Source organism: Thermogemmatispora carboxidivorans (genome assembly GCF_000702505.1).
GTDB classification, from domain to species: Bacteria; Chloroflexota; Ktedonobacteria; order Ktedonobacterales; family Ktedonobacteraceae; genus Thermogemmatispora; species Thermogemmatispora carboxidivorans.
Map to the genome: position 1 here is coordinate 1,452,369 of NZ_JNIM01000001.1, position 19,455 is coordinate 1,471,823.

Here is a 19,455-nt window from a genome sequence, read left to right on the forward strand (position 1 = left end):
CCGGGAGCTGCTCCGTAGGTAAAAGGCAGGCCAGAGAAGGCAAGGCCCAGGCTCACGGCTGGAGCGGTCTTCGCTCGAAGCCGTCTCTTGCCCACCGCACTACATCGAAGCGACCGGGCTATCCTAACCGACAGCGGAGCAGTTTGTAAACCGCAGAAGTACTGGCGGGTGAAGAAAAAAAGCTTCCAAAGCCAGAGGCTGCCTTCTCAGCGAGCGCACGAGCAGCCAGAGACCTCGCCGAGCCGCATGCGCGGAGCGAGGCGTCCCTGGCTGCTTGCTCTCCAGGTCTGCGGGCCTGCGGAGGCTGATGCGCCTGCTTAGCGAGCTGGCGAAACCGCGAGCCCTCCTAATCCTGAATCAGGCGGCGCAGAACGGTTGGCAGAATACCCCCATTCTTATAGTAGGTAACATCGACCTTGCTATCCAGACGCGCAATAGTCTGGAACGTAAAGGTCGAGCCATCCTCGCGGGTCACGCGCACCGTAATCTCCTGGCGTGGTTGCAGATCGTGCTCGATACCCAGAATATCGTAGCGCTCGCGTCCCGTCAGGCCCAGAGACTCCTTGCTCTCGCCTGGGCGGAACTGCAGTGGCAAGATGCCCATACCGACCAGGTTACTGCGATGGATGCGCTCAAAGCTCTCAGCGATGACCGCCCGAATGCCCAGCAGGAGCGGCCCTTTCGCGGCCCAGTCACGCGACGAGCCTGAGCCATATTCCTTGCCGGCGATTACCAGCAGCGGGACGCCTTCCTCCTGGTAGCGCATAGCCGCATCGTAGATGGTCATCTCCTGGCCCTCGGGCAAGTGGAGCGTATAGTAACCCTCCTTGCCGCCCACCAGGCGGTTGCGCAGGCGAATATTGGCGAAGGTGCCGCGCACCATGACCTCGTGATTGCCACGGCGCGCCCCATATGTATTGAAATCGCGCCGCTCCACACCGCGGGCCAGCAGATACTTGCCAGCGGGACTATCGGGCGAGAAGCTGCCGGCGGGCGAGATATGGTCGGTCGTAATGGAATCGTCCAGCATTGCCAGTACCCTGGCCCCCTCAATGGTCTGCAGAGGAGGAGGCTCAAGGGCCATATCCTTGAAGAAAGGCGGCTCCTGAATATAGGTCGAATTGGGGTCCCAATTAAAGAGAGGCCCTGTTGCATTGCTGAGCGAGCGCCAGTGCTCATCGCCCTCGAAGACATGGCCATAGTTCTTCTTGAACAGCTCGGGCGAGATCGCACGGCTCACCACCGCATTGATCTCCTCCTGGCTTGGCCAGATCTCGCGCAGATAGACCGGCTCACCGTTAGCATCGTAGCCGATGGGGTCCTTCGTCAGATCGATATCGACCGTGCCGGCCAGTGCGTAGGCCACCACCAGCGGAGGAGAGGCCAGGAAGCTTGCGCGTACCTGGGGATGGATGCGGCCCTCAAAGTTGCGGTTGCCCGAAAGGACTGCCGCCACAACCAAGTCATTAGCCTGCACGGCCTCCGCCACCGGCTCTGGCAGAGGGCCGCTGTTGCCGATACAGGTGGTGCAACCGAAGCCCACCAGATGGAAGCGTAGGGCCTCCAGATAGGGGAGGAGATCGGCGCTCTCCAGGTAGTCAATCACGGCTCGCGAGCCAGGGGCGAGGCTGGTTTTCACTGTTGGCTTCACAGTCAGGCCCCGCTCCACAGCGTGCTTTGCCAGCAGGCCAGCGGCGATCATCACCGAAGGATTGGAAGTATTTGTACAGCTCGTAATCGCGGCGATCGCGACCGCCCCATCGCTAAGCGTCGTCTGAGTATTGCCGAGGTGCACAGTTGCACTGCGCCGATGGCCATTGCTGCCGATGCGGTCGGCGTAGGTCTCGCGGAAGACCTGTCCCACGCGCGCCAGTGGCACGCGATCCTGGGGGCGACGCGGGCCGGCCAGGCTTGGCTCGATCGTCGCCAGGTCCAGCTCCAGGAGATCGTCGAAAAGCGGCTCGGGGGCATCGTCGCTGCGGAAGAGGCCCTGAGCGCGCGTATAGTCCTCAACGAGCTGAATCAGCTCGGGATCGCGCCCTGTGCTGCGGAGGTAGCGCAGCGTCTCCTCATCGACGGGGAAGAGTGTCGCTGTGGCTCCAAACTCTGGCGACATATTGGCGATTGTTGCCCGATCGGCCAGAGAGAGATAGCGCAGGCCAGGGCCGGTAAACTCCACAAACTTGCCCACCACGCCGCGCTTGCGTAGCAGCTGAGTCACCGTCAGCACCAGATCGGTAGCGGTAGACCCTTCTGGCAGGGCTCCGAAGATACGCACCCCGATCACCTCGGGCGTCAGCAGATAGAGCGGTTGACCCAGCAGCACAGCCTCGGCCTCGATGCCGCCAACGCCCCAGCCAAGCACGCCCAACCCATTGACCATTGTCGTATGCGAATCGGTGCCCACCAGCGTATCGGGGAAAGCCAGGCGCTCCCCCTGGGTCTCCTTCGTCATCACAACCGAAGCCAGGTACTCCAGGTTCACCTGATGCACAATGCCCGTGCCCGGGGGCACCACTCGGAAATTGCGGAACGCTTGCTGGGCCCAGCGCAGCAGGGCGTAGCGTTCGCTGTTGCGCTCGTACTCGCGCTCAACATTGCGTTGGAAGGCCAATGTCGAGCCGAAGACATCGACCTGCACCGAGTGGTCAATGACCAGATCGGCGGGCACCAGCGGATTAATCTTTTGGGGGTCGCCGCCCATGCGGGCAACGGCGGAACGCATCGCAGCCAGATCGGCGACAGCAGGAACGCCGGTGAAATCCTGGAGCAGCACGCGCGCTGGCATAAAAGGGAACTCCTCATCGCTACTGGCGGCCTTGCCCGGCTGCCAGCGTGCCAAAGCCAGCACGGTCTTCTCCGTGATCAGCTCGCCATCGTAGTGGCGCAGCAGATTCTCCAGCAAGATTTTCACTGTGAAGGGGAGGCGCTCCAGAGCTACGCCGTGTCTGGCCAGCGCCTCAAGACGGTAATACGTAACAGTGCCATAGTCTCCGCTCAGCCTTGAGCGGGCATCGAAGGCGTCGCTGTAAGTAGCCATGCTCTTCTGTCCTCTATCCTCTCATAGGTTCGCGATCTTGGGGAAAGTCAGGACTGGTATGGTCGCTAGGGGAGTGAAGCTGAGAGAGAAGTGTAATCGGTAGCAAGTGCGTAGAGTCCACTTTATCAGGACTGGGGCCACCGCATCTAAGGAACTCCCCTACGCCACTCGGGTTTCCTGTCCGCCAGCGTAGCGATGGGTGACGGCTACAACAGTATTCAGCTTCATTAATTATAATGGATGAGCAAGAGCCACGGCAAGCGTGCGGGAACCTCTAACCTGTATCGTATCATCTCACAGAAGGAGGAGACAGGGGGTAAGCCATCGCTGCTGGAGGGGATAGGAAGGGAGAGCTAGTTGAGAGAGGAGAGAGGGAGAAAAGAAGTGGAGGTCCGGGAGTGCCAGCGTGTCCGATAGAAGCTTACACAACGAAGAGTGAACACCGCACGGAGAGACAAAGATGCTACTCGTTTCAAAACCCGCAACGGGCACAAAGACCGTTCCGAGCACCGGCGATGAGCCGTCGATAATCTTGGCCCCCGTAGCCAGGTCCCGGTCCCTGGCTAGAGCTTACCGTCGACCCATCAAACCGCTGTAAGCTTCCATGAACACTGGCTGCTTCCCGGACCCCACCCAGTTATTACTATGCGTCATTGTCTGGCAAAACGCATCAGCAGATGTACCTAATCGTCTTCAAGCAGAACTATGGGAGGAGCTTCCTTGTGGGGGAAAGGGGCAGATAGCCTGGAGGAGTGAGTGGTGGAGGAGCGCTGAGGGGGGTGTTAGTGGGAGTCGGGGTGCTGCTGTTCGGGGGGCAAGGGGAGCGAGAGGCGGATAGTGCAGCCCTGACCGGGGGCTGACTCAATCGTCAGCGTTGCGCCGATCAAGGCCGCGCGTTCACGCATCCCGAGCAGTCCCAGGCCGCCCTGTGAGCCGTGTTCGCGTCCCGTGCCGACCTGCTCAGGGGAGAAGCCGCGGCCATTATCGCTCACGGTCACAGTCAGGCAGCTGGGCAAATAGGCCACATGCAGCCAGGCCTGGCTGGCCTGTGAGTGGCGCCAGACGTTTGAGAGCGCTTCCTGAACGATGCGAAAGACAGCAATCTCTGCCTCTGGAGAAGTTGGGCGAGGCTCGCCCGAGCAACTGAAGGAACAGGGGACGCCGCGTTCGGCAGAGCTATCGCTGAGCCACTCCAGAGCTGCATGCAGACCCAGGTCATCCAGCACTGACGGACGCAGATCGCGGCAGGCGCGGCGCACGCCTTCCAGCGTCCGATCGGCCAGATTCTGCAGGCTAGCATGCCACTCCAGATCTTTCGCCGGCAGCTGGAGCTGACGCATGGCGCGCCCCAACCCGTCCAGGCCGAGGGAGAGGGCGATCAGGGCCTGAGCCGTATCGTCATGCAGCTCGCGGGCCAGGCGGCGGCGCTCCTCCTCCTGTACGCGCGTAATCAGAGAAGCGTAGTCGCGTAGCTCATCCTGGCGCCGGCGGGCGCTGCGCAAATCTTCGAGCGCGCGCTGTAGCTCATTGGTCTGAATGCTCAGGCGCGTACTCACCAGGGCCAGGTAGTAAATAGCGAAGAGCGGCACCAGGAAAAAGAGCCAGGCCAGCTCAGCGGCAGCATCGTCGAAGATGTCGACCACGGGCAAGAGCGGGCCGACACTCAGCACCAGGGCCTGAAAGCGCAGAAAAGGAGAAGCCAGGTAAGCGCGCCAGGCGGCCCCGGTGGGGTGTCCAGACCAGCGGAACATGATCGGCAAGGCGATCAGGGCGATGAGGACCATCATCACCACGGCGGCCAGCACGCTGCCGAGCAGTTCGTTGGTTTCGGCCAGGCGTCCCGTGTGCTGGAGGGGCAGATGCGTGCTGCCGGCCATCCAGACATAGACTGAGCCAGCCAGGAAGACGATCAAGCCTGTGCTGGCCAGGTGATAGCAGGCCTCGCTCCATGAGATGAAGCCGCGTGCCAGCGTATAGCCCTGAAGGACCAGCTGGGTGATGATGGCGGTCAAGACTGCGGCGGGTACACTAATCAGCACGCTGGCGGCCAGATAGAAGGGGGCGGTGATGTCGAAGAGAAAGAGCGGGCGCCAGGTATCCAGGACCTGCTGCTGGGTATTTTTGGGGTCGGCCAGTTCGGAGCGCAGCAAACGGAGCAAAGAGTAGCGTCCCAGCAGGGCCAGCAGGGAGGTCAGGGCGACCAGGCTATAGATGGCACGTGGGCCGTAAAAATTGGGAACTGGTCGATAGTTGTGGATAGACCAGAGCAGCAGAGGCAAAACAATGGCCAGAGAGAGCGCGATCACCAGCAGCCGTAGTGGTGAGAACTGTGCCTGCTTGAGCATGGTTCTCATTGACTATCGTAGGTATCCTGGAGTGAGATCATTCCCTGACGGAGGGCCTGGAGCACGGCCTCGGTGCGCGAGCCAACCTGCATTTTCTGGAAGATATTGGCCAGGTGGCTATGGACAGTACGGATACTCAGGCCCAGGCGGCGCGCGATCTCTTTATTAGGCAGGCCGCGGGCGGCCAGGCGCAGGACATCAAACTCGCGCTCGCTGAGCAGATCCGAGGAGCGCTGAGCCGGGTGACTGCTGCGGTTCGTCAGGCGGCGCATCATCTTCTCTGTCAGTGATGGCTGCAGCACCGACTCGCCGCGAGCCACAGCGCGGATCGCATTCACCAGCTCCTGGCCGTGTACATTCTTCAGCAGGAAGCCGGCGGCTCCCGCCTCCAGCAGTGCGATCAAGTACTGCTCATCGTCGTAGGCGGAGAGGACCAGGACAGCCGTTTTGGGGCAGTGGGCCTTGATCTGGCGAGTGGCCTCGATCCCCCCCATACCGGGCATAGCGATATCCATGATAGCAATATCGGGATTCAGGCGCCGGGCGGCCTCTATCGCCTCCTCACCACTCGCCGCCTCAGCTACCACGGAGACATCGCTCTCTGCCTCAAGCAAGCGCCGTGTCCCTTCACGCACCAGGGCGTGGTCATCGGCGAGGAGCACGCGGATCACTCGCTGCTCCTCATGCTCGCCGTTGACTGTGCCGGGAGCGATCTGTGTTGTCATGATGCTATCGTCCTGCTCTCGTAGCTCGCTGAACACTGTCAAAACCCTCCTGCGGAGCAACTTCCTCGCAGCCAGCCAGCACCAGCCTGTGTGAAACCGTCGCAGCGTTTTGCTCTTACTATAGAGGATCTCCACCGGAGAGGACTACAGCAAATTTGCTGAAACCCTTTTCATTATGGCACGGCCTGGGGCGGAAGGCAAGCCCTCTGTGGGGGACGAAACAGGCGAAAATGGCCGCTGGGCAGCGCCTTGGCCGCACTTTGTGGTATCATGAGAAAAGCATGCTGGAACGTTCTCTTGACAGAGGAGGACCCTTTCGTTAGAGTAGGTCTCGGGTCCCTATATACTTGCATGCTGCAGTTCCACCGTTTCTGCGATGTCTACGTGTTTGTATGTATGAGGGAACGTTGTTAAAACGATGTGCTGAGCAGGGAGGAGGCCCATGGGGGGCTGTTTGGACGCCGAAGGATGTGGTTATCAGAATCCCGATAAAGTGCGTTTTTGCGCCCAATGTGGAATTCCGACCAGAGGCTCATTCCTGCTGGGGCGCTATGAAATTATGGATCTGCTTTCTCGCGACCGCCAGACGGTCACGCTGGAGGCCCTGGATCACCATCGCGGGCTGCCAGTGACGGTGCGAGTACTGCGCCCGCGCGAGGCAACGGAGCAAGAGCGGGAGGAGTTTCTGCAAGATGCGGAGCTGGCCATGTCGCTCTCCAGCCGGGTCAATGAGCCGGGGAGCATTCGCGTGACCGATTATGGCCAGGATGGTCCAGTTGCCTTTCTGGTCAAGACAGAATTCGATCCGGCTCGCCAGCCCGCCCGCCAGTTTCGTCCCCATATGACGGTGCGTGTGGGCAGCGACCTCTTGTGGTCGGAGGCTGAGGCGACAGTGCAGGCCGCGGCTGGGGTGAAAGAGGAGGAGGGAGTAGCGGAGGATGAGGTCAGTACTGAGCGCCATCCCGCGCTGCCCCGCAGGTCTGTCTCTCAGCAGCGCCAGACGACTCCAACGGGCGTGCGTGACTGGCTGGCCGAGGCTCATGCGCTCTATGAGCAGCAGCGCTATGAGGAGGCGCTGGCGGCCTACGAGGTGGCTCTTCGCTCCCAGGGGAACCCGGTGGAGGCCTGGGTCGGCAAGGGGGCTACCCTGATGCTCCTTGGGCGCCCCGAGGAAGCGCTGGCGGCCTACGATTATGCCCTGCGCCTGCGCCCGGATGATCCTGAGCTGTGGAACTCGCGCGCCAGTGTCTTGCATGAGCTGGGCCGCTACGATGAGGAGATGTATTGCTACGATCAGGCGCTGGCCCTCGATCCGAATTCGGCCTTCGCCTGGAGTGGCCGCGGCATGGCCCTGGCTGAGCAGAATCGCCCAGAGGAGGCCCTGCTGGCTTTCGATCGCGCCCTGGTGCTTGATCCCAATCAGAGTGTCATCTGGCAGGCCATGAGCGATACGCTCTATAGCTTGCAGCGTTACGAGGAGGCTCTCATTGCCGTCGATCGGGCTCTGGAGTTGGAGAGCCAGCGCGCTTCCTTGTGGGATATTAAGGGCAATATTTTGCGTCGCCTGAAGCAGCCCGATCAGGCCCTCCCGCTCCATGAGCGCGCGCTGCAGTTGGAGCCGCAGAATGCCCTCTATTCTTTTGATAAGGCCAACGATCTGCGCGATCTGCGGCGCTATGCGGAGGCGCTTGCGGCCTACGATGAAGCCTTAGAACTTGATCCTACCCTGGCCGGCGCATGGTATAATCGAGGAAACGTCCTGGCTGCCCTCCACATGTATGAGGATGCCCTGGAATCCTATAGTCAGGCGCTCCGCTACGACGATGGCCTGATCTCCGCCTGGTATAACAAGGGCAGCCTCCTCCATGAGCTGGGACGCTATGAGGAGGCCCTGGAGGCTTTCGATCGCGCTTTGGCCCTCGATGCCCACTATATCGCTGCCTGGAACAATAAGGGATTGTCGCTCTTCGCCTTGGGCCGGCTGGAGGAGGCCCTGGCGGCCCTGGATCAGGCGACGGCCTTCGCTCCCGAGGAACCCGATGCCTGGCATAATAAGGCGGTCGTGCTCGAACGCCTGGGACGCAGCGAAGAGGCCCGCTCCTGTCAGGAGTGGGTGCGCTCTCTGGAGCAGCAGGCGGCGTTGCGCAAGACATGAAAGAGACGCTGACTGGATACCCCAGGTGGCTCCGCTCTCTCGTGAAGTGAGCTGAGCCGCGCCTGGTTGGTGTCGATGGCGCCACGGAGAGACTGTGAGAGACTGAAAGAGGAGGAGGGCATGCGACGCTGCGCCGACCTGGATGACTGCGGATACGAGAATCGTGAGTCTGATCTCTTTTGCCGAGCCTGCGCTCTCCCTCTCTTGGGAACGGCGCTCGCCGGTCGCTATGTCGTTGAAGCTTTGATCAGTAAGGGGGGCTATGCCGCGGTCTTCCGGGGGATCGACCGCCATTTGTCGCGCCATGTGGCAATCAAGTTGCTCCTGCCAAGCAGGACAACCACGGCTGAGCGCGAGCATTTTCTGCGCGAGGCCCGGATTGCTGCAGCCCTGGATCATCCCAATATTGCCCCAGTGCTGGACTATGGCCGCGATGGCCCGAGCGTCTTTTTGATTATGCCTCTCTATACCGCAGGCTCGCTGCGCACCCGCCTGGCTAATGCGGCTGGCCCTTTGCCTTTCTGGGAGACGGTTCAGCATTTTCATCAGTTGGTGTCGGCGCTGCATTATGCCCATACACGCCCTCGCCCGGTGATTCACCGCGATATTAAGCCCGAGAATCTCTTGATCCATCAGGAAGATCATCGCCTGGTGATCACCGACTTCGGCATCGCCCGCGCTCTGGAGCCAGGGGCCCGCGTGGGTATGACGGTGACGGTCCGTGGGACGGTCGGCTATATGGCGCCCGAGCAGGCTCATGGCATTGTCGATCCCCGCAGCGATCAATACGGTTGTGCGGTCGTCCTCTACGAAATGCTCACCGGTTATCATCCCCATGATCCGCTCAGTGGCGTGATTGTGCCTCCTTCCTCGCTGAATCGCGAGCTGATCCCGGAACTGGATGAGGTGCTGCTGCGGGCCCTGGCAGCGCGCCCCGAAGAGCGCTACAGCGATATGCTGGAGTTTCAATATGACTTTGATCGCGCCTTGCAGCTCGGTACGGGGGCGCGGGCTATGGTGGCGCGCTCGCGCGAGGTCGGGCGTCTGCCCCCGGCGGCAGGCCCGCGGCGAGCCTTGCCTGCTCAGGCTCAGGCGCCGGCGGCCCTCCAGAGCGAGGCTGAGAGCAACGGGGTGGAGGCGCGGGTCAGCGCCGCTCTGCCGGTCCAGCAGCAGACGCGCATTTCGTCGCGCATCAGCAGCAGCGTGCGTGAGAAGTGTCAGGAGGGGGACCAGCTCCTACGCCAGCAGCACTATGCGCAGGCGCTGCGGGCCTATGAGGAGGCGCTCCAGCTCTCTCCCCGCAATTTCCATGCCTGGAATGGCAAGGGGACAGCCCTCTATAATCAGGGGAATTATCGCAAGGCTTATGAGGCTTTTCAGCGCGCGACGGAGATCGATCCCGAGAGCGCGGTGGTCTGGGTCAGTGCTGGCCTGGCCCTCCATCGGCTGCAGCGCTATCAGCAGGCCCTGGTCCACTTTGAGCGGGCCCTGGCTCTCGATCCTCATTATGTGGCAGCCTGGAATGGGAAGGCCGATGCTCAGTTGGATATGGGCCTGACCAGCGAGGCGCTGGCTTCCTATGAGCAGGCGCTGGCCTGCGATCCCCATAGTTTTCATGCCTGGAATGGCCTGGGCAATGCCCGCTCGGCACTGCACGATTTCGCCGGAGCGGTCGATGCTTATACGCGGGCGCTCTTGATTAATCCGCGCAGCGCGGTGGCCTGGTGCAATAAGGCGGAGGCTCTTTTGCGCCTCGGCCATCATCGCGCCGCCCTCGATGCGCTCAATGAGGCCACCGAGCTTGATCGTAGCTACGCCCGCGCCTGGATGTTGAAGGCGGAGATCTACGAGCTGCTCGGCCAGTATCAGGAGGCCCAAAAAGCTCGTCGCCGCATGCGACCCTGGGGACCGCTGAGTTGACCTGATCCGCCCCAACCTGGCTTGATCTGCGCTCTTTTCTTGTCTCCTTCTCTTAATTTTATTGTCACCCCTTCTTCCTCTCAAGTTATATAGAGATTTTCAGCTTTTTTGGTGAATTATAATGGAAACTAAGGTGATCTGCTATGGCTATCACTTCCTTCCTGGTCGGTGAGGAGGAGACCCCGATGGGAGCGCGTTTCCGTACCCCCAGGGTGCTGCGCAGAAACGAGGAGGCGCTGGCTGTCGCCAGGCTGATGGTCGCTGGGGCCAGGCTGCTGAATGAGCCGGAGGAGCTGCCCGGAACGGTTTGCTATGATCTGGCCGAAGAGTATCTGGCCAGGCTGGATGCCTGCTATCAGCGACTGAGTAAGGAACATGCTCATCTGCGCCGACGCCTGGCTTTGACGCATCGCCTGGTTGTGGGGGGGTTGCCAATGAGCATGCTCTCCCTGGGCCTGGCCCTGGGTGGTCTCTTGCTGGCTGTCCCCCTGGAGTGGTGCATCGGGGCAGCCTCGCTGGCGGTGGTACTCGCACTACTGCTGTTGCGCTTCCATCAGCGCTCTCAGCGTGAGCTGGAGGAGCATCTGCAACGGTTGCATGAGCTGTATGCGGCCTATCTGGAATGCTTTCGGGCCTATGAGGTGGCTGACGTTCAACAGCGGGGGGAGGCTCTTGCTTCTCTGTTCGAGCACTGGGTGGGGCCGCCTCAGCCCCCTCTCTCGTGTGAGTAATATATGTTCTCAATTGTTTTTACCTAGCACATAAAACAATATATGATATGAGTAGTAAGCGATCCTGTGCCGGGTTGGGGGGCTGGTATGCGTGAACACTCGGCAGAGCAGGGAGCAGGCGCATCCGACGAGGCTGAGGGCACATCGCGCCGGATCAGGCGCCGCCAGGTCCAGGCGAAGATGGTGGAAGCTCCCTCTGAGCTACCGGCATACTTTCCCGACCATCTGGCTGATTTCTATCAATTGCTTAAGTCAGATTATGAAGAGCTTCGTCGTGCCAATCGTATCATCTTCTATGAGACGCGGGTCATCGTCTGGCTCTGTGTGATTGTGGCTCTGGTGATTATGTTCAGGGCCTCCGTTGTAGGTGGCTCCATTCTCTCGGTGGCGACCTTACTGGTGAGTCTGATTGGCAAGCTGATCAAGGTCAAGAGCAGCGAGCGGGAGGATCTGGGAAAGCGACTGGAGGCGCTGCGTCTGACGACGTTGGAGATTGAGCGCATCTGTCTCAGTCTGCATCTGGCCCGCTCCATTAGCGATCAGCAGCGTCGTGATCGGGTACTGGAGGAGCTAGCTGAGGAGCGGGGTCTCAGTGGGGAGGAGGCGAGACAGTTCCCTGCTGCCGGTTCTATGCCCGCCGACCAGGAGCCTGAGATGCGGCAGTTTCCGCCCCAGGAAGGGCGGACCTAGCGAGCTGCGGCTCCGGTAGAGAGTGAACAGCCGCAGCTTTCCCCGGATCTCCTTTAAGGACGAGCAAGAGGAGCGAAGGTGTGAGTTCCCTGCGTGGGCCTTCGCTCCTCGCTTGTCCTGATGATGGTCAGTGCCAGAGGTTGCCGCTGGCTGGCACTGATGGCTAACTCGATCAGGAGGCCGGGGCGACAATGGTGTTGCGCAGGAGACCCAGCCCAGCGATTTCTAGCTCTACGATGTCGCCCGCTGTCAGCCAGCGATGGCGCTCCTGGCCGAGTTCGAGCAGACAGCCACTGCCGCAGGTGCCAGAACCCAGGATGTCGCCAGGGCGCAGGCGGACATGCTGTGAGGCGCGTTCGATCATCTGGGGAAAAGTGTAGTAGATGTCTTGAAAGTTGGCTTCGGTCAGGAGGAGGCCATTGACGCGGGCGCGCATGGAGAGGTCGAAACGCTCGTGGGCGCCGCTGCCGCGGCGGTAGGGCTGCAGCTCGTCGGGTGTGACCAGCCAGGGACCGAAGGAGGTGGCGAAGTCTTTGCCTTTGGCTGGCCCCAGCTGAACGGCCATTTCTTGAAGTTGGAGGTCGCGCGCGCTCCAGTCGTTCATGATCATATAGCCTGCAATGTAGTCGGCGGCTTCCTCGGCGGCGATGTCCTGGCCTTCGCGCCCGATGACGGCAGCCATCTCTAGCTCATAGTCCAGTGCCTGGCTGAGGCGGGGGTAGGGAATCGCTTCGTCGTGCCCGTAGAGGGCCGAGGTGTTGGAGAAATAGAAGACGGGGATCTGGTACCATTGCGGCGGCACCTCCAGACCGCTGCGGGCGCGGGCGTTACGCACGTGGGCCTCGAAGGCGAAGAAGTCGCGGATGGTGGGAGGGGTCGGAATGGGCGGGCGCAGGTGGACCTGCTCCAGCGGGTAGGCCAGTCCTTGTCGGCTTTGTAGCTGCGCTGGTTCGCTCTGGCTGGCCAGGGCGAAGGCGGCGCCTAGCTGCTCCCAGGCCGCTGCTCCTTGCTGAAGGAGGGCCAACACTGTGGATGGAAGCAGCTCTTCACTGCCTGCGCTGAGAGATTCGGCGGCCCAGCGACCGAGGGTGGCCAGATCGAGCACGAGATCGTTAAGTAGCACACCGGCTCGCCCTCCTTCGCGCGGCGTGGTGGGATCGAGGACGTAGGTCACCAGTTTCATGGGCTTGTGCCTCCAGAGAGACCTCGGCTGGTGGGCCGAGTGAGCAAAGCGGTCGACTCGAACTCGACCTTCTTGGGTCGATGCTGGCTGGGTTCCTCTTCCTGCAAGCCGCCTCTCTGTCTCCTTCTCTGCTGTAAGGACCAGCGATGCGCGGGATGGCGAAGAAGGAGAAGAGAGGCTCAACCTTACGCTGACTTACGCTGGGCGATCAGGAAGCCAGCGCTGCCATGCTGGCGAAGAGCAAGGGCTTCTCTGGTTCGCTCTGGTCGCCGCTGAATTCGCGGTACATGGCGGCGACGTTCGCCACGATGCGCTCGCCGTCAGTCCAGGTGGCATAACGGTCGAGGGGGATATCGCGGGCTGCCTCCAGGGCCGACAGGCCGGCCTCGTAGCGCTTGCGGGCCTCGTCATAGACGTACTGCAGGTAGCCCTTGACTTCGCTGACGCCGTGTTGGTCGGTGATGGGACCGTGACCAGGAACAATGATTTCGGGGTCGAGCTGCAGGATCAGGTCACAGGCGCGCAGCCAGTTCGCTGTAGGGCCAGCCCACATGATGGGATGGCCGCCGATGAAGAGGATATCCCCAGTGAAGACCACCCGCTCGCTGGGGACGTAGACGATGATGTCGCCACGGGTATGGGCCGGCCCGACTTCGATCAGGCGCACCTCTTTGCTGCCGACGTGCAGGGTAAGCTCACCCCTGAAGGTGCGCGTGGGCGGCGTCAGGGTGATATCGCTGAAGTCAAAGGCGCCAAAGGCCCGCTGCAAGAAGCGCTGCAGTTGCGGCAGGCTGGCAGTTTGGGAGAGCAGCGTCCGCAGGCGCTCGGGCGGGTCTTCTTGCATCTCGCTGGCGGCTTGCTCGGAGGCGATGATCTGGGCGTTGGCAACCAGCTGGTTGCCATAACAGTGATCGCCGTTGGCGTGGGTGTTGACGACGGTGCCGATCTCGGCAGCGGCGGGCACGGCTCGTTTCATGGTCTCCAGCATCTGGCCGGTGAGCTTGAGGTCGAACAGGGTGTCGACGAGCAGGGTGGCCTGACCGTCGACGATCAGTCCGGCGTTGCTCAGGCCCCAGGTGCCGGGCGGCTGTAGATAGGCATAGAGGTCGTGGCCGAGGTCGTGTAGTCCGCGAGTGTAGGCGAAGCTTGCCATGTCTTCTCTTTCCTCCCTTATTGGTCTCCTGCTGGCTGGCTGGCTGGCTGACTGACTGACTGGTTGGATCTCTGGCGGTGCCACCAGCCAGATCTTGGGCGGTCTGGCCCAAGGAGGAGATGCTAGTGTGGACTCCCTGATCCTCTTCTTGCTGGTCCTGATACAGTATCGCACGTCTTCCCAGCCTTGGCGAGGGGAATCGTCACATGCTGGCCGCCCGGGCCTCCTCGTTGCTGAGGATGGCTTCCCATACGCGCCGCTGGTAAAGGTCATTATGACCTATCTATATCTAAAAAATAAATTTAGCATAGGCAAAATTAGGGTATAAAGCCATTGACATTCGCCACTTATGGGAATATAATAGGTCACTGTGAGTGGTATCCATTGTCAGTTCTACCAGCTACCTGGAACTGGTTGACGATAAGCTCCGACCTGTTCCTGCGGAAGGACATGGGTTGTTGGCTGCTTTCGTTGGCAGTACGCTTGTGCTGAGAGAACGAGTAAAGGGAGGTAAAGGGCATGGTGCAAGCAAGTTCAGCGGGCAGTGTGAGGCGGGGAGCGAATCCCTGGCTGGCGCTGCTGGCGATGATGTTCGGCCTCTTTATGGCCCTGTTGGACCTGTCGATCGTGACGATCGCTTTGCCGGCCATTGTGCAGCAGTTGCAGACCGATCTGACGATGGCTGGCTGGGTGTTGGATGCCTATAGCCTGGTCTTCGCGGTGCTGCTGGTGACCGTGGGGCGACTGGCCGATCTGTTCGGGCGCAAGTGGATCTTTATGGCCGGGATGGCGATCTTTATGTTGGGGTCGCTGCTCTGTGGACTGGCTCCTTCGATCGGCTGGTTGATCGGTTTCCGGGCCTTTCAGGCGGTGGGAGCGTCAGTGCTGAATCCGGTCAGTCTGGCCATTTTGATGGCGATCTTCCCCCGCGAGCAGCGTGGGGCGGCGGTCGGTCTGTGGGGCGCGGCGGCTGGCCTGGCCTCGGCCCTGGGTCCCGTTCTGGGCGGGCTGATTGTCCAGACGCTGAGCTGGCGCTGGATTTTTTACGTCAATTTGCCGTTCTGCCTGCTGGGGCTGGTCCTGGTCTGGCTCTGGGTGCCGGAGACGCGCGAGGTGCGTCGCGATGGGCGCGCCGGCGGCCTGGATTGGTCCGGCTTGTTGTTGCTGAGCGTGGCCCTCTTCTCGCTGGTGCTGGCGGTGATGCAGGGCAATGATTGGGGTTGGGGCTCGCTGCCTACGCTGGCGCTGCTGGGCCTGGCCCTGGTCGGCCTGGCGGTCTTTGTGGGGGTCGAGCTGCGTGTGGGGGAGCCGATGGTCAACCTGCGCCTCTTTGGAATCCGTAGCTTTCTGCTCTCGAATGTGGCGATGTTGCTCTTTGGGGTGGCGATGCAGGGAGCCTTTGTGATGGCTGTCTTCTACTTTATCGAGTTGCGCGGCTACGGTCAACTGGAGGCAGCCTATGCTTTGCTGCCGCTGCCCCTGGCCTCGCTCGTTCTCTCGCTGCTGATGGGAGCGGTGGGGCGCCGTCTGCCGCCGCTGCTGGTGGGTCTGACGGGCCTGCTGCTGGTGGCGCTGGGATTCAGCTTGCTGGCGCTGGTAAGTGCCTCGGCGGAATCGCTTGACACGGCCTGGCGGCTGGCCTTGATTGGCGTGGGCATGGGGATGTGTTTCCAGAGTTTTCCCATCTTTGCCCTCAGCGAGGTCCCTCCAGCTCAGTTTGGGGTCGGCAGCGGGATTCTGAATACCTTCCGTCAGCTGGGCTTTGCGCTTGGGGTGGCTGTGCTGATTGCCCTCTTCACAGCCCAGCTCCAGCAGCATCTGCAGCAGGCCCAACAGGAGAGCGTGCAGGTGGTAGCGACCGATCAGCAGTTGCCGCCGGCTTTGCGCAATCACCTGATCACGGCTTTGCGGCAGGCAGATACGGGGCAGACGGCGGCGCAGGATCAGACGGGGGGAACAACGACAGCAGTCGATTTGAGACCGCTGGCGCAGACGGTCCCTCCTGGCCCTCAGCGGGAGGCGCTGCGTGCGCATCTGCAGGCGTTGGGGGGGCGCATCAGCGCAATCTTCAAAGATGAGGTGCTGGCGGCTTTTACGGCGACGTGGTGGGCCTCTGCCGCCTTCGCGGCTCTGGGCCTGGGGTTGACGGCGCTGGCGGCTTTCTTTGGCCGGGGGAGGGGCCGCGCCCGTCAAAGCGAGCCAGGTGGTGGCGATGAGCTGGCTGTGGCAGAGATAGGGGCCGTTTCCTAGCTGAGGATGGCCTCGCTCCAGTCAGGCCCGCCTGGAGTGGGTCGATCGAAGCTGGCTCTTCTGCCGGGCCAGTGAGCCTCTGCCCCAGGAAGGGAGCGGAGCAAACCAACCGGCCCCGGCGGCGTGGAAGAAAGGAGAGGGTGCACGCTGCCCGGGGCGGCTCCGCTGGCTGAAGCCGGGAGCCTGGACGGCGAGCTGCGGCGGCTCGCTGCCTGGCAGCGGCTGAGGGGTTAGTTGTCGGGCGCCGCTTGTGGCTCTGGGCCGGCTGTGGCGGCTGCCTCTTCCTGGGCCAGGTGCTGCAGGACGCCCTCACGCAGCTGCTTGGCCCAGCGCAATTCAAGTTTCCAGTGCTCGATCCAGTGGTACATGACGTTGAGGATGTTTTCCAGCTGCTTGGAATTCCGGAGTCCTTCAATTTCGCTGGCTTTCTGGAGGAGATCCTCGGCCTCTTGATAGATGTATTTGATGTGCTCCTGACAGTAGCCGATGTAGTGTTCGATCAGGTGCAGACGCTCGGTAGGGGTGAGGAATTCAAAGCCGGCTACTTTGTGGGCGAAGATCTCGCGGTATTCGCCCAGGTTGGCGGTGGTGTTCATCATCAGCTGGTGGAAGCGTTCTCGCCCCGCTTCGGTGATGCGGTAAACGCGCGTTTGCCGATCTCCCTGTTGCCCGCTTCCACTCTGCTCGACTTGGATGAGTCCTTGCTGCTCTAGCCTGGCGAGCAGGGGGTAGAGCCGGCCATGACTGAGGGCGGCGTAGGGGCCGATCATGTCGTTGATGATTTTGGCGATCCGGTAGCCGTGGGCCGGGCCTCGCATAAGGGTGACGAGGATCAGCAGTTCATACAGCATAGGGTCCTCAGCGTCTGGAATGGGTCTGCTATTCTTCTGTCAGCGTGCAGGCAGGGCGACGCTCCCTTCCTTACAGTATAATAGCAAACAGTGCCCCCTTCCTGCATAGGGGGCACTCCCTTGCTTGTGTATTGCCTGACTGCGTCGGAGACCGTCCGACAACTGCCGGCCATCTGCTCAGCCTGGCAGATTGTGCGCTTTCTTATAGCATAGATGCGCCGCGCGCCAGGCAAGCGACAAGACGAGATGAGGCGGAACGAGACCATTCGCTCCATTGCTGAAGGGAAGAAAGGAGTATGCTGTGAGCACTGAAGCCTCTCTATCTGCATCCTCGGCCAGGCCGGCTGACGGGGTGCCGCGGACTCGGCTCCTGGTCGGCCCGGGCGAGAGCGCCCGCCTGCGCTGGGTGGACGAGTATGATCTGACGCCCGATGGGCGCCGTGCCGCCTTTGTGATACGTGAGCCGTCCCCCGGACAGCCGCGCTCGCAGCGACGCATCTGGCTGCAGGAGATCAGTAGCGACTTCGAGTGCGAGCCGCGCCCGCTCTCCGCCAGCCTGAATGCGAGCGAGCAGTTCTGTCCACGCTGGTCACCCGATGGGCGCTTGCTGGCCTTTCTGGCGAAGGAAAAGGTGGAAGGAAGCGGCGAGAGAGCGCGGCTGGCGCTCTTCGTAATGGCTGCTGAGGGCGGGACGGCCCGCCACCTCTGTACGCTGCCGGGCGGCCTGAGCGATCTCGCCTGGTCGCCGGATGGCTCACGCCTGGCCTTTCTCGGCTATGAACAGCCCGAGCCGGAGGGCGATCCGCGCGTCTTTGGCCGCGAGGCCGAACGCTGCCAGCGGCTGTGGACCGTCTACCTCGATGAGGGTTTGCCGCGCGCGGTGACTCCCGAGGGCCTGGCGATCTGGGAATATGCCTGGTCGCCGGATGGCCGCCGCTTCGCCGTCTATTTCTCCGGTGGCCCAGAATTGACCACCTGGTACCGCGGTCAGATCGGCGTTGTCGAGGCCGGGGGCGGCACGGTGCGTCAGCTAACTTCCCTGGAGCATCAGGCCAGCGGCCTGGCCTGGTCCCCGGATGGGACGCGCCTGGCCTTTGTCTCGGGCGAATGGAGCGATGTGATCCGCGGAGCCGGCGATCTCTATGTGGTGCCCGTGGAGGGCGGCCCGGCTCGCAATCTGACCCCTGGCGCTGAGATCAGTGTGGCCTGGTGTCGCTGGTTCCCCGACGGGCGGCACCTGCTCTATACGGCCTGGAGCGGACTGCACCAGCAGATCGGTCTGTTGGATGAGGCCAGCGGCAAACGTCAGGCGCTGGAGGCCGGGATAGTGCTGCGCGACGGCTGGCCTGCACTCGCGACGACACCAAACCTGCGCCGTTTCCTGACGACGCGCAGCTCACCCGAGCAGCCATCTGACCTTTACTGCGCCGACCTGCCTGAGCTGACGCCGGAGGAGCAGCCAGGCCAGGAGGCAGAGAGACGCCTGATCTGGCACCGTCTGACACGCCTGAATCCGCTGGCCGAAGAGACCTGGCGACTGCCACAGAGCCAGCCCTTGAGCTATCGCAGCGTTGATGAGTGGGAGATTGAGGCCCTCTTTACGCCCCCCCTGGTGCCTCGCGGCCAGGGAGCACCGCCGCTGGTGGTCTGGGTGCATGGCGGCCCAACAGGGGCCTTCCTGGCAGGCTTTGAGAGCGGCTGGAGCCTGCTGCTGGCCGCCGCCGGCTATGCCGTGCTGCGCCCCAACGTGCGCGGCAGCCTGGGCCGCGGCAGAGCCTTCGCTGAGGCCGTGGTCGGCGATATGGGGGGTGGGGATCTGCAGGATGTGCTCAGAGGCATCGATGAACTGGTGGCGCGCGGACTGGTCGACGGCCAACGCCTGGCGATTGTCGGCTGGAGCTACGGCGGCTTCATGGCGGCCTGGGCCGTGACGCAAACGCAGCGCTTCCGGGCGGCGGTCATGGGCGCCGGTATCTGCGACTGGCATGGCTTCCATGCCCAGAGCAACATTCCCGATTTCGACGTGCGCTTTCTGCAGGCCAATCCGCTGACCCAGCCGGAGATCTACCGCGCACGCTCTCCCCTGACCTACGCGTCCCAGGTCACGACGCCGACGCTGATCCTCCACGGCGCCGAGGATGACTGCGTGCCGGTCAGCCAGGCTCATGCCTTCTATCGGGCCTTGCGCGAGCGCAACGTGCCTGCCGAGCTGGTGATCTATCCACGCGAGGGGCATGGCCTGCGCGAGTTGCCCCACCTGCGCGATCGCGAGGAGCGTATCCTGGCCTGGCTCGATCGCTACCTCTGGTAGATGAGGCTGTGGGGGAGGCTCAGGGGGGAGAAAGCCATCGGTGGACAGATGGGGACAGATGGGAGATCTCTCTCCTGAGCGGATGCGCCTGACCTGACATC

Annotated in this window: 12 protein-coding genes; 6 read left to right on the forward strand and 6 right to left on the reverse strand. The window is 62.1% G+C overall.

The annotated features are described in order from the left end of the window. Positions 1 to 346 precede the first annotated feature (346 nt). The 3 genes from acnA to N688_RS05775 all read right to left on the reverse strand — a co-directional run bounded on the left by acnA (position 347) and on the right by N688_RS05775 (position 6,110). Positions 347 to 3,040 carry an aconitate hydratase AcnA gene (acnA, locus tag N688_RS05765; protein WP_052888385.1) on the reverse strand — a complete coding sequence of 898 codons (2,694 nt, stop codon included), beginning with the start codon at positions 3,038 to 3,040 and terminating at the stop codon, positions 347 to 349. A 782-nt stretch (positions 3,041 to 3,822) separates the two neighbouring features. Beyond that, complete coding sequence (locus N688_RS05770) at positions 3,823 to 5,385, reverse strand: sensor histidine kinase (RefSeq protein ID WP_052888386.1); 1,563 nt, start codon at positions 5,383 to 5,385, stop codon at positions 3,823 to 3,825. 5 nt (positions 5,386 to 5,390) lie between these two features. Next, entirely contained in the window at positions 5,391 to 6,110 is a 720-nt protein-coding gene (locus N688_RS05775; RefSeq protein WP_052891387.1) for a response regulator, read from the reverse strand. Positions 6,111 to 6,669: 559 nt separating this feature from the next. On the opposite strand from N688_RS05775, the gene N688_RS05780 reads away from it, so the two are divergent. The 4 genes from N688_RS05780 (at position 6,670) to N688_RS05795 (ending at position 11,606) form a co-directional block, all read left to right on the forward strand. Further along, positions 6,670 to 8,265 carry a tetratricopeptide repeat protein gene (locus tag N688_RS05780; protein WP_162179503.1) on the forward strand — a complete coding sequence of 532 codons (1,596 nt, stop codon included), beginning with the start codon at positions 6,670 to 6,672 and terminating at the stop codon, positions 8,263 to 8,265. Positions 8,266 to 8,385: 120 nt separating this feature from the next. After that, on the forward strand, positions 8,386 to 10,185 hold the full coding sequence (locus N688_RS05785; protein WP_052888388.1) for a protein kinase domain-containing protein: 1,800 nt from the start codon (positions 8,386 to 8,388) through the stop codon (positions 10,183 to 10,185). A 143-nt stretch (positions 10,186 to 10,328) separates the two neighbouring features. Continuing rightward, positions 10,329 to 10,916, forward strand: a complete 588-nt coding sequence (locus N688_RS05790; protein ID WP_052888389.1) for a hypothetical protein — start codon at positions 10,329 to 10,331, stop codon at positions 10,914 to 10,916. 87 nt (positions 10,917 to 11,003) lie between these two features. Continuing rightward, positions 11,004 to 11,606, forward strand: coding sequence for a magnesium transporter (locus N688_RS05795; RefSeq protein WP_052888390.1), 603 nt, complete (start codon positions 11,004 to 11,006; stop codon positions 11,604 to 11,606). 172 nt (positions 11,607 to 11,778) lie between these two features. Here the strand turns inward: N688_RS05795 and N688_RS05800 are convergent, their stop codons facing one another. Both N688_RS05800 and N688_RS05805 read right to left on the reverse strand, forming a co-directional pair. After that, complete coding sequence (locus N688_RS05800) at positions 11,779 to 12,789, reverse strand: fumarylacetoacetate hydrolase family protein (protein WP_052888391.1); 1,011 nt, start codon at positions 12,787 to 12,789, stop codon at positions 11,779 to 11,781. 208 nt (positions 12,790 to 12,997) lie between these two features. Beyond that, positions 12,998 to 13,942, reverse strand: a complete 945-nt coding sequence (locus N688_RS05805; RefSeq protein WP_052888392.1) for an MBL fold metallo-hydrolase — start codon at positions 13,940 to 13,942, stop codon at positions 12,998 to 13,000. A gap of 519 nt (positions 13,943 to 14,461) precedes the next feature. On the opposite strand from N688_RS05805, the gene N688_RS05815 reads away from it, so the two are divergent. Then, on the forward strand, positions 14,462 to 16,192 hold the full coding sequence (locus N688_RS05815) for a DHA2 family efflux MFS transporter permease subunit (protein WP_052888394.1): 1,731 nt from the start codon (positions 14,462 to 14,464) through the stop codon (positions 16,190 to 16,192). 230 nt (positions 16,193 to 16,422) lie between these two features. On the opposite strand, the gene N688_RS05820 is transcribed toward N688_RS05815, so the two are convergent. Continuing rightward, entirely contained in the window at positions 16,423 to 17,043 is a 621-nt protein-coding gene (locus N688_RS05820; protein ID WP_052888395.1) for a PadR family transcriptional regulator, read from the reverse strand. A 301-nt stretch (positions 17,044 to 17,344) separates the two neighbouring features. Between N688_RS05820 and N688_RS05825 the strand changes: the two genes are divergently transcribed. After that, positions 17,345 to 19,354 carry a S9 family peptidase gene (locus tag N688_RS05825; protein ID WP_052888396.1) on the forward strand — a complete coding sequence of 670 codons (2,010 nt, stop codon included), beginning with the start codon at positions 17,345 to 17,347 and terminating at the stop codon, positions 19,352 to 19,354. Positions 19,355 to 19,455 lie beyond the last annotated feature (101 nt).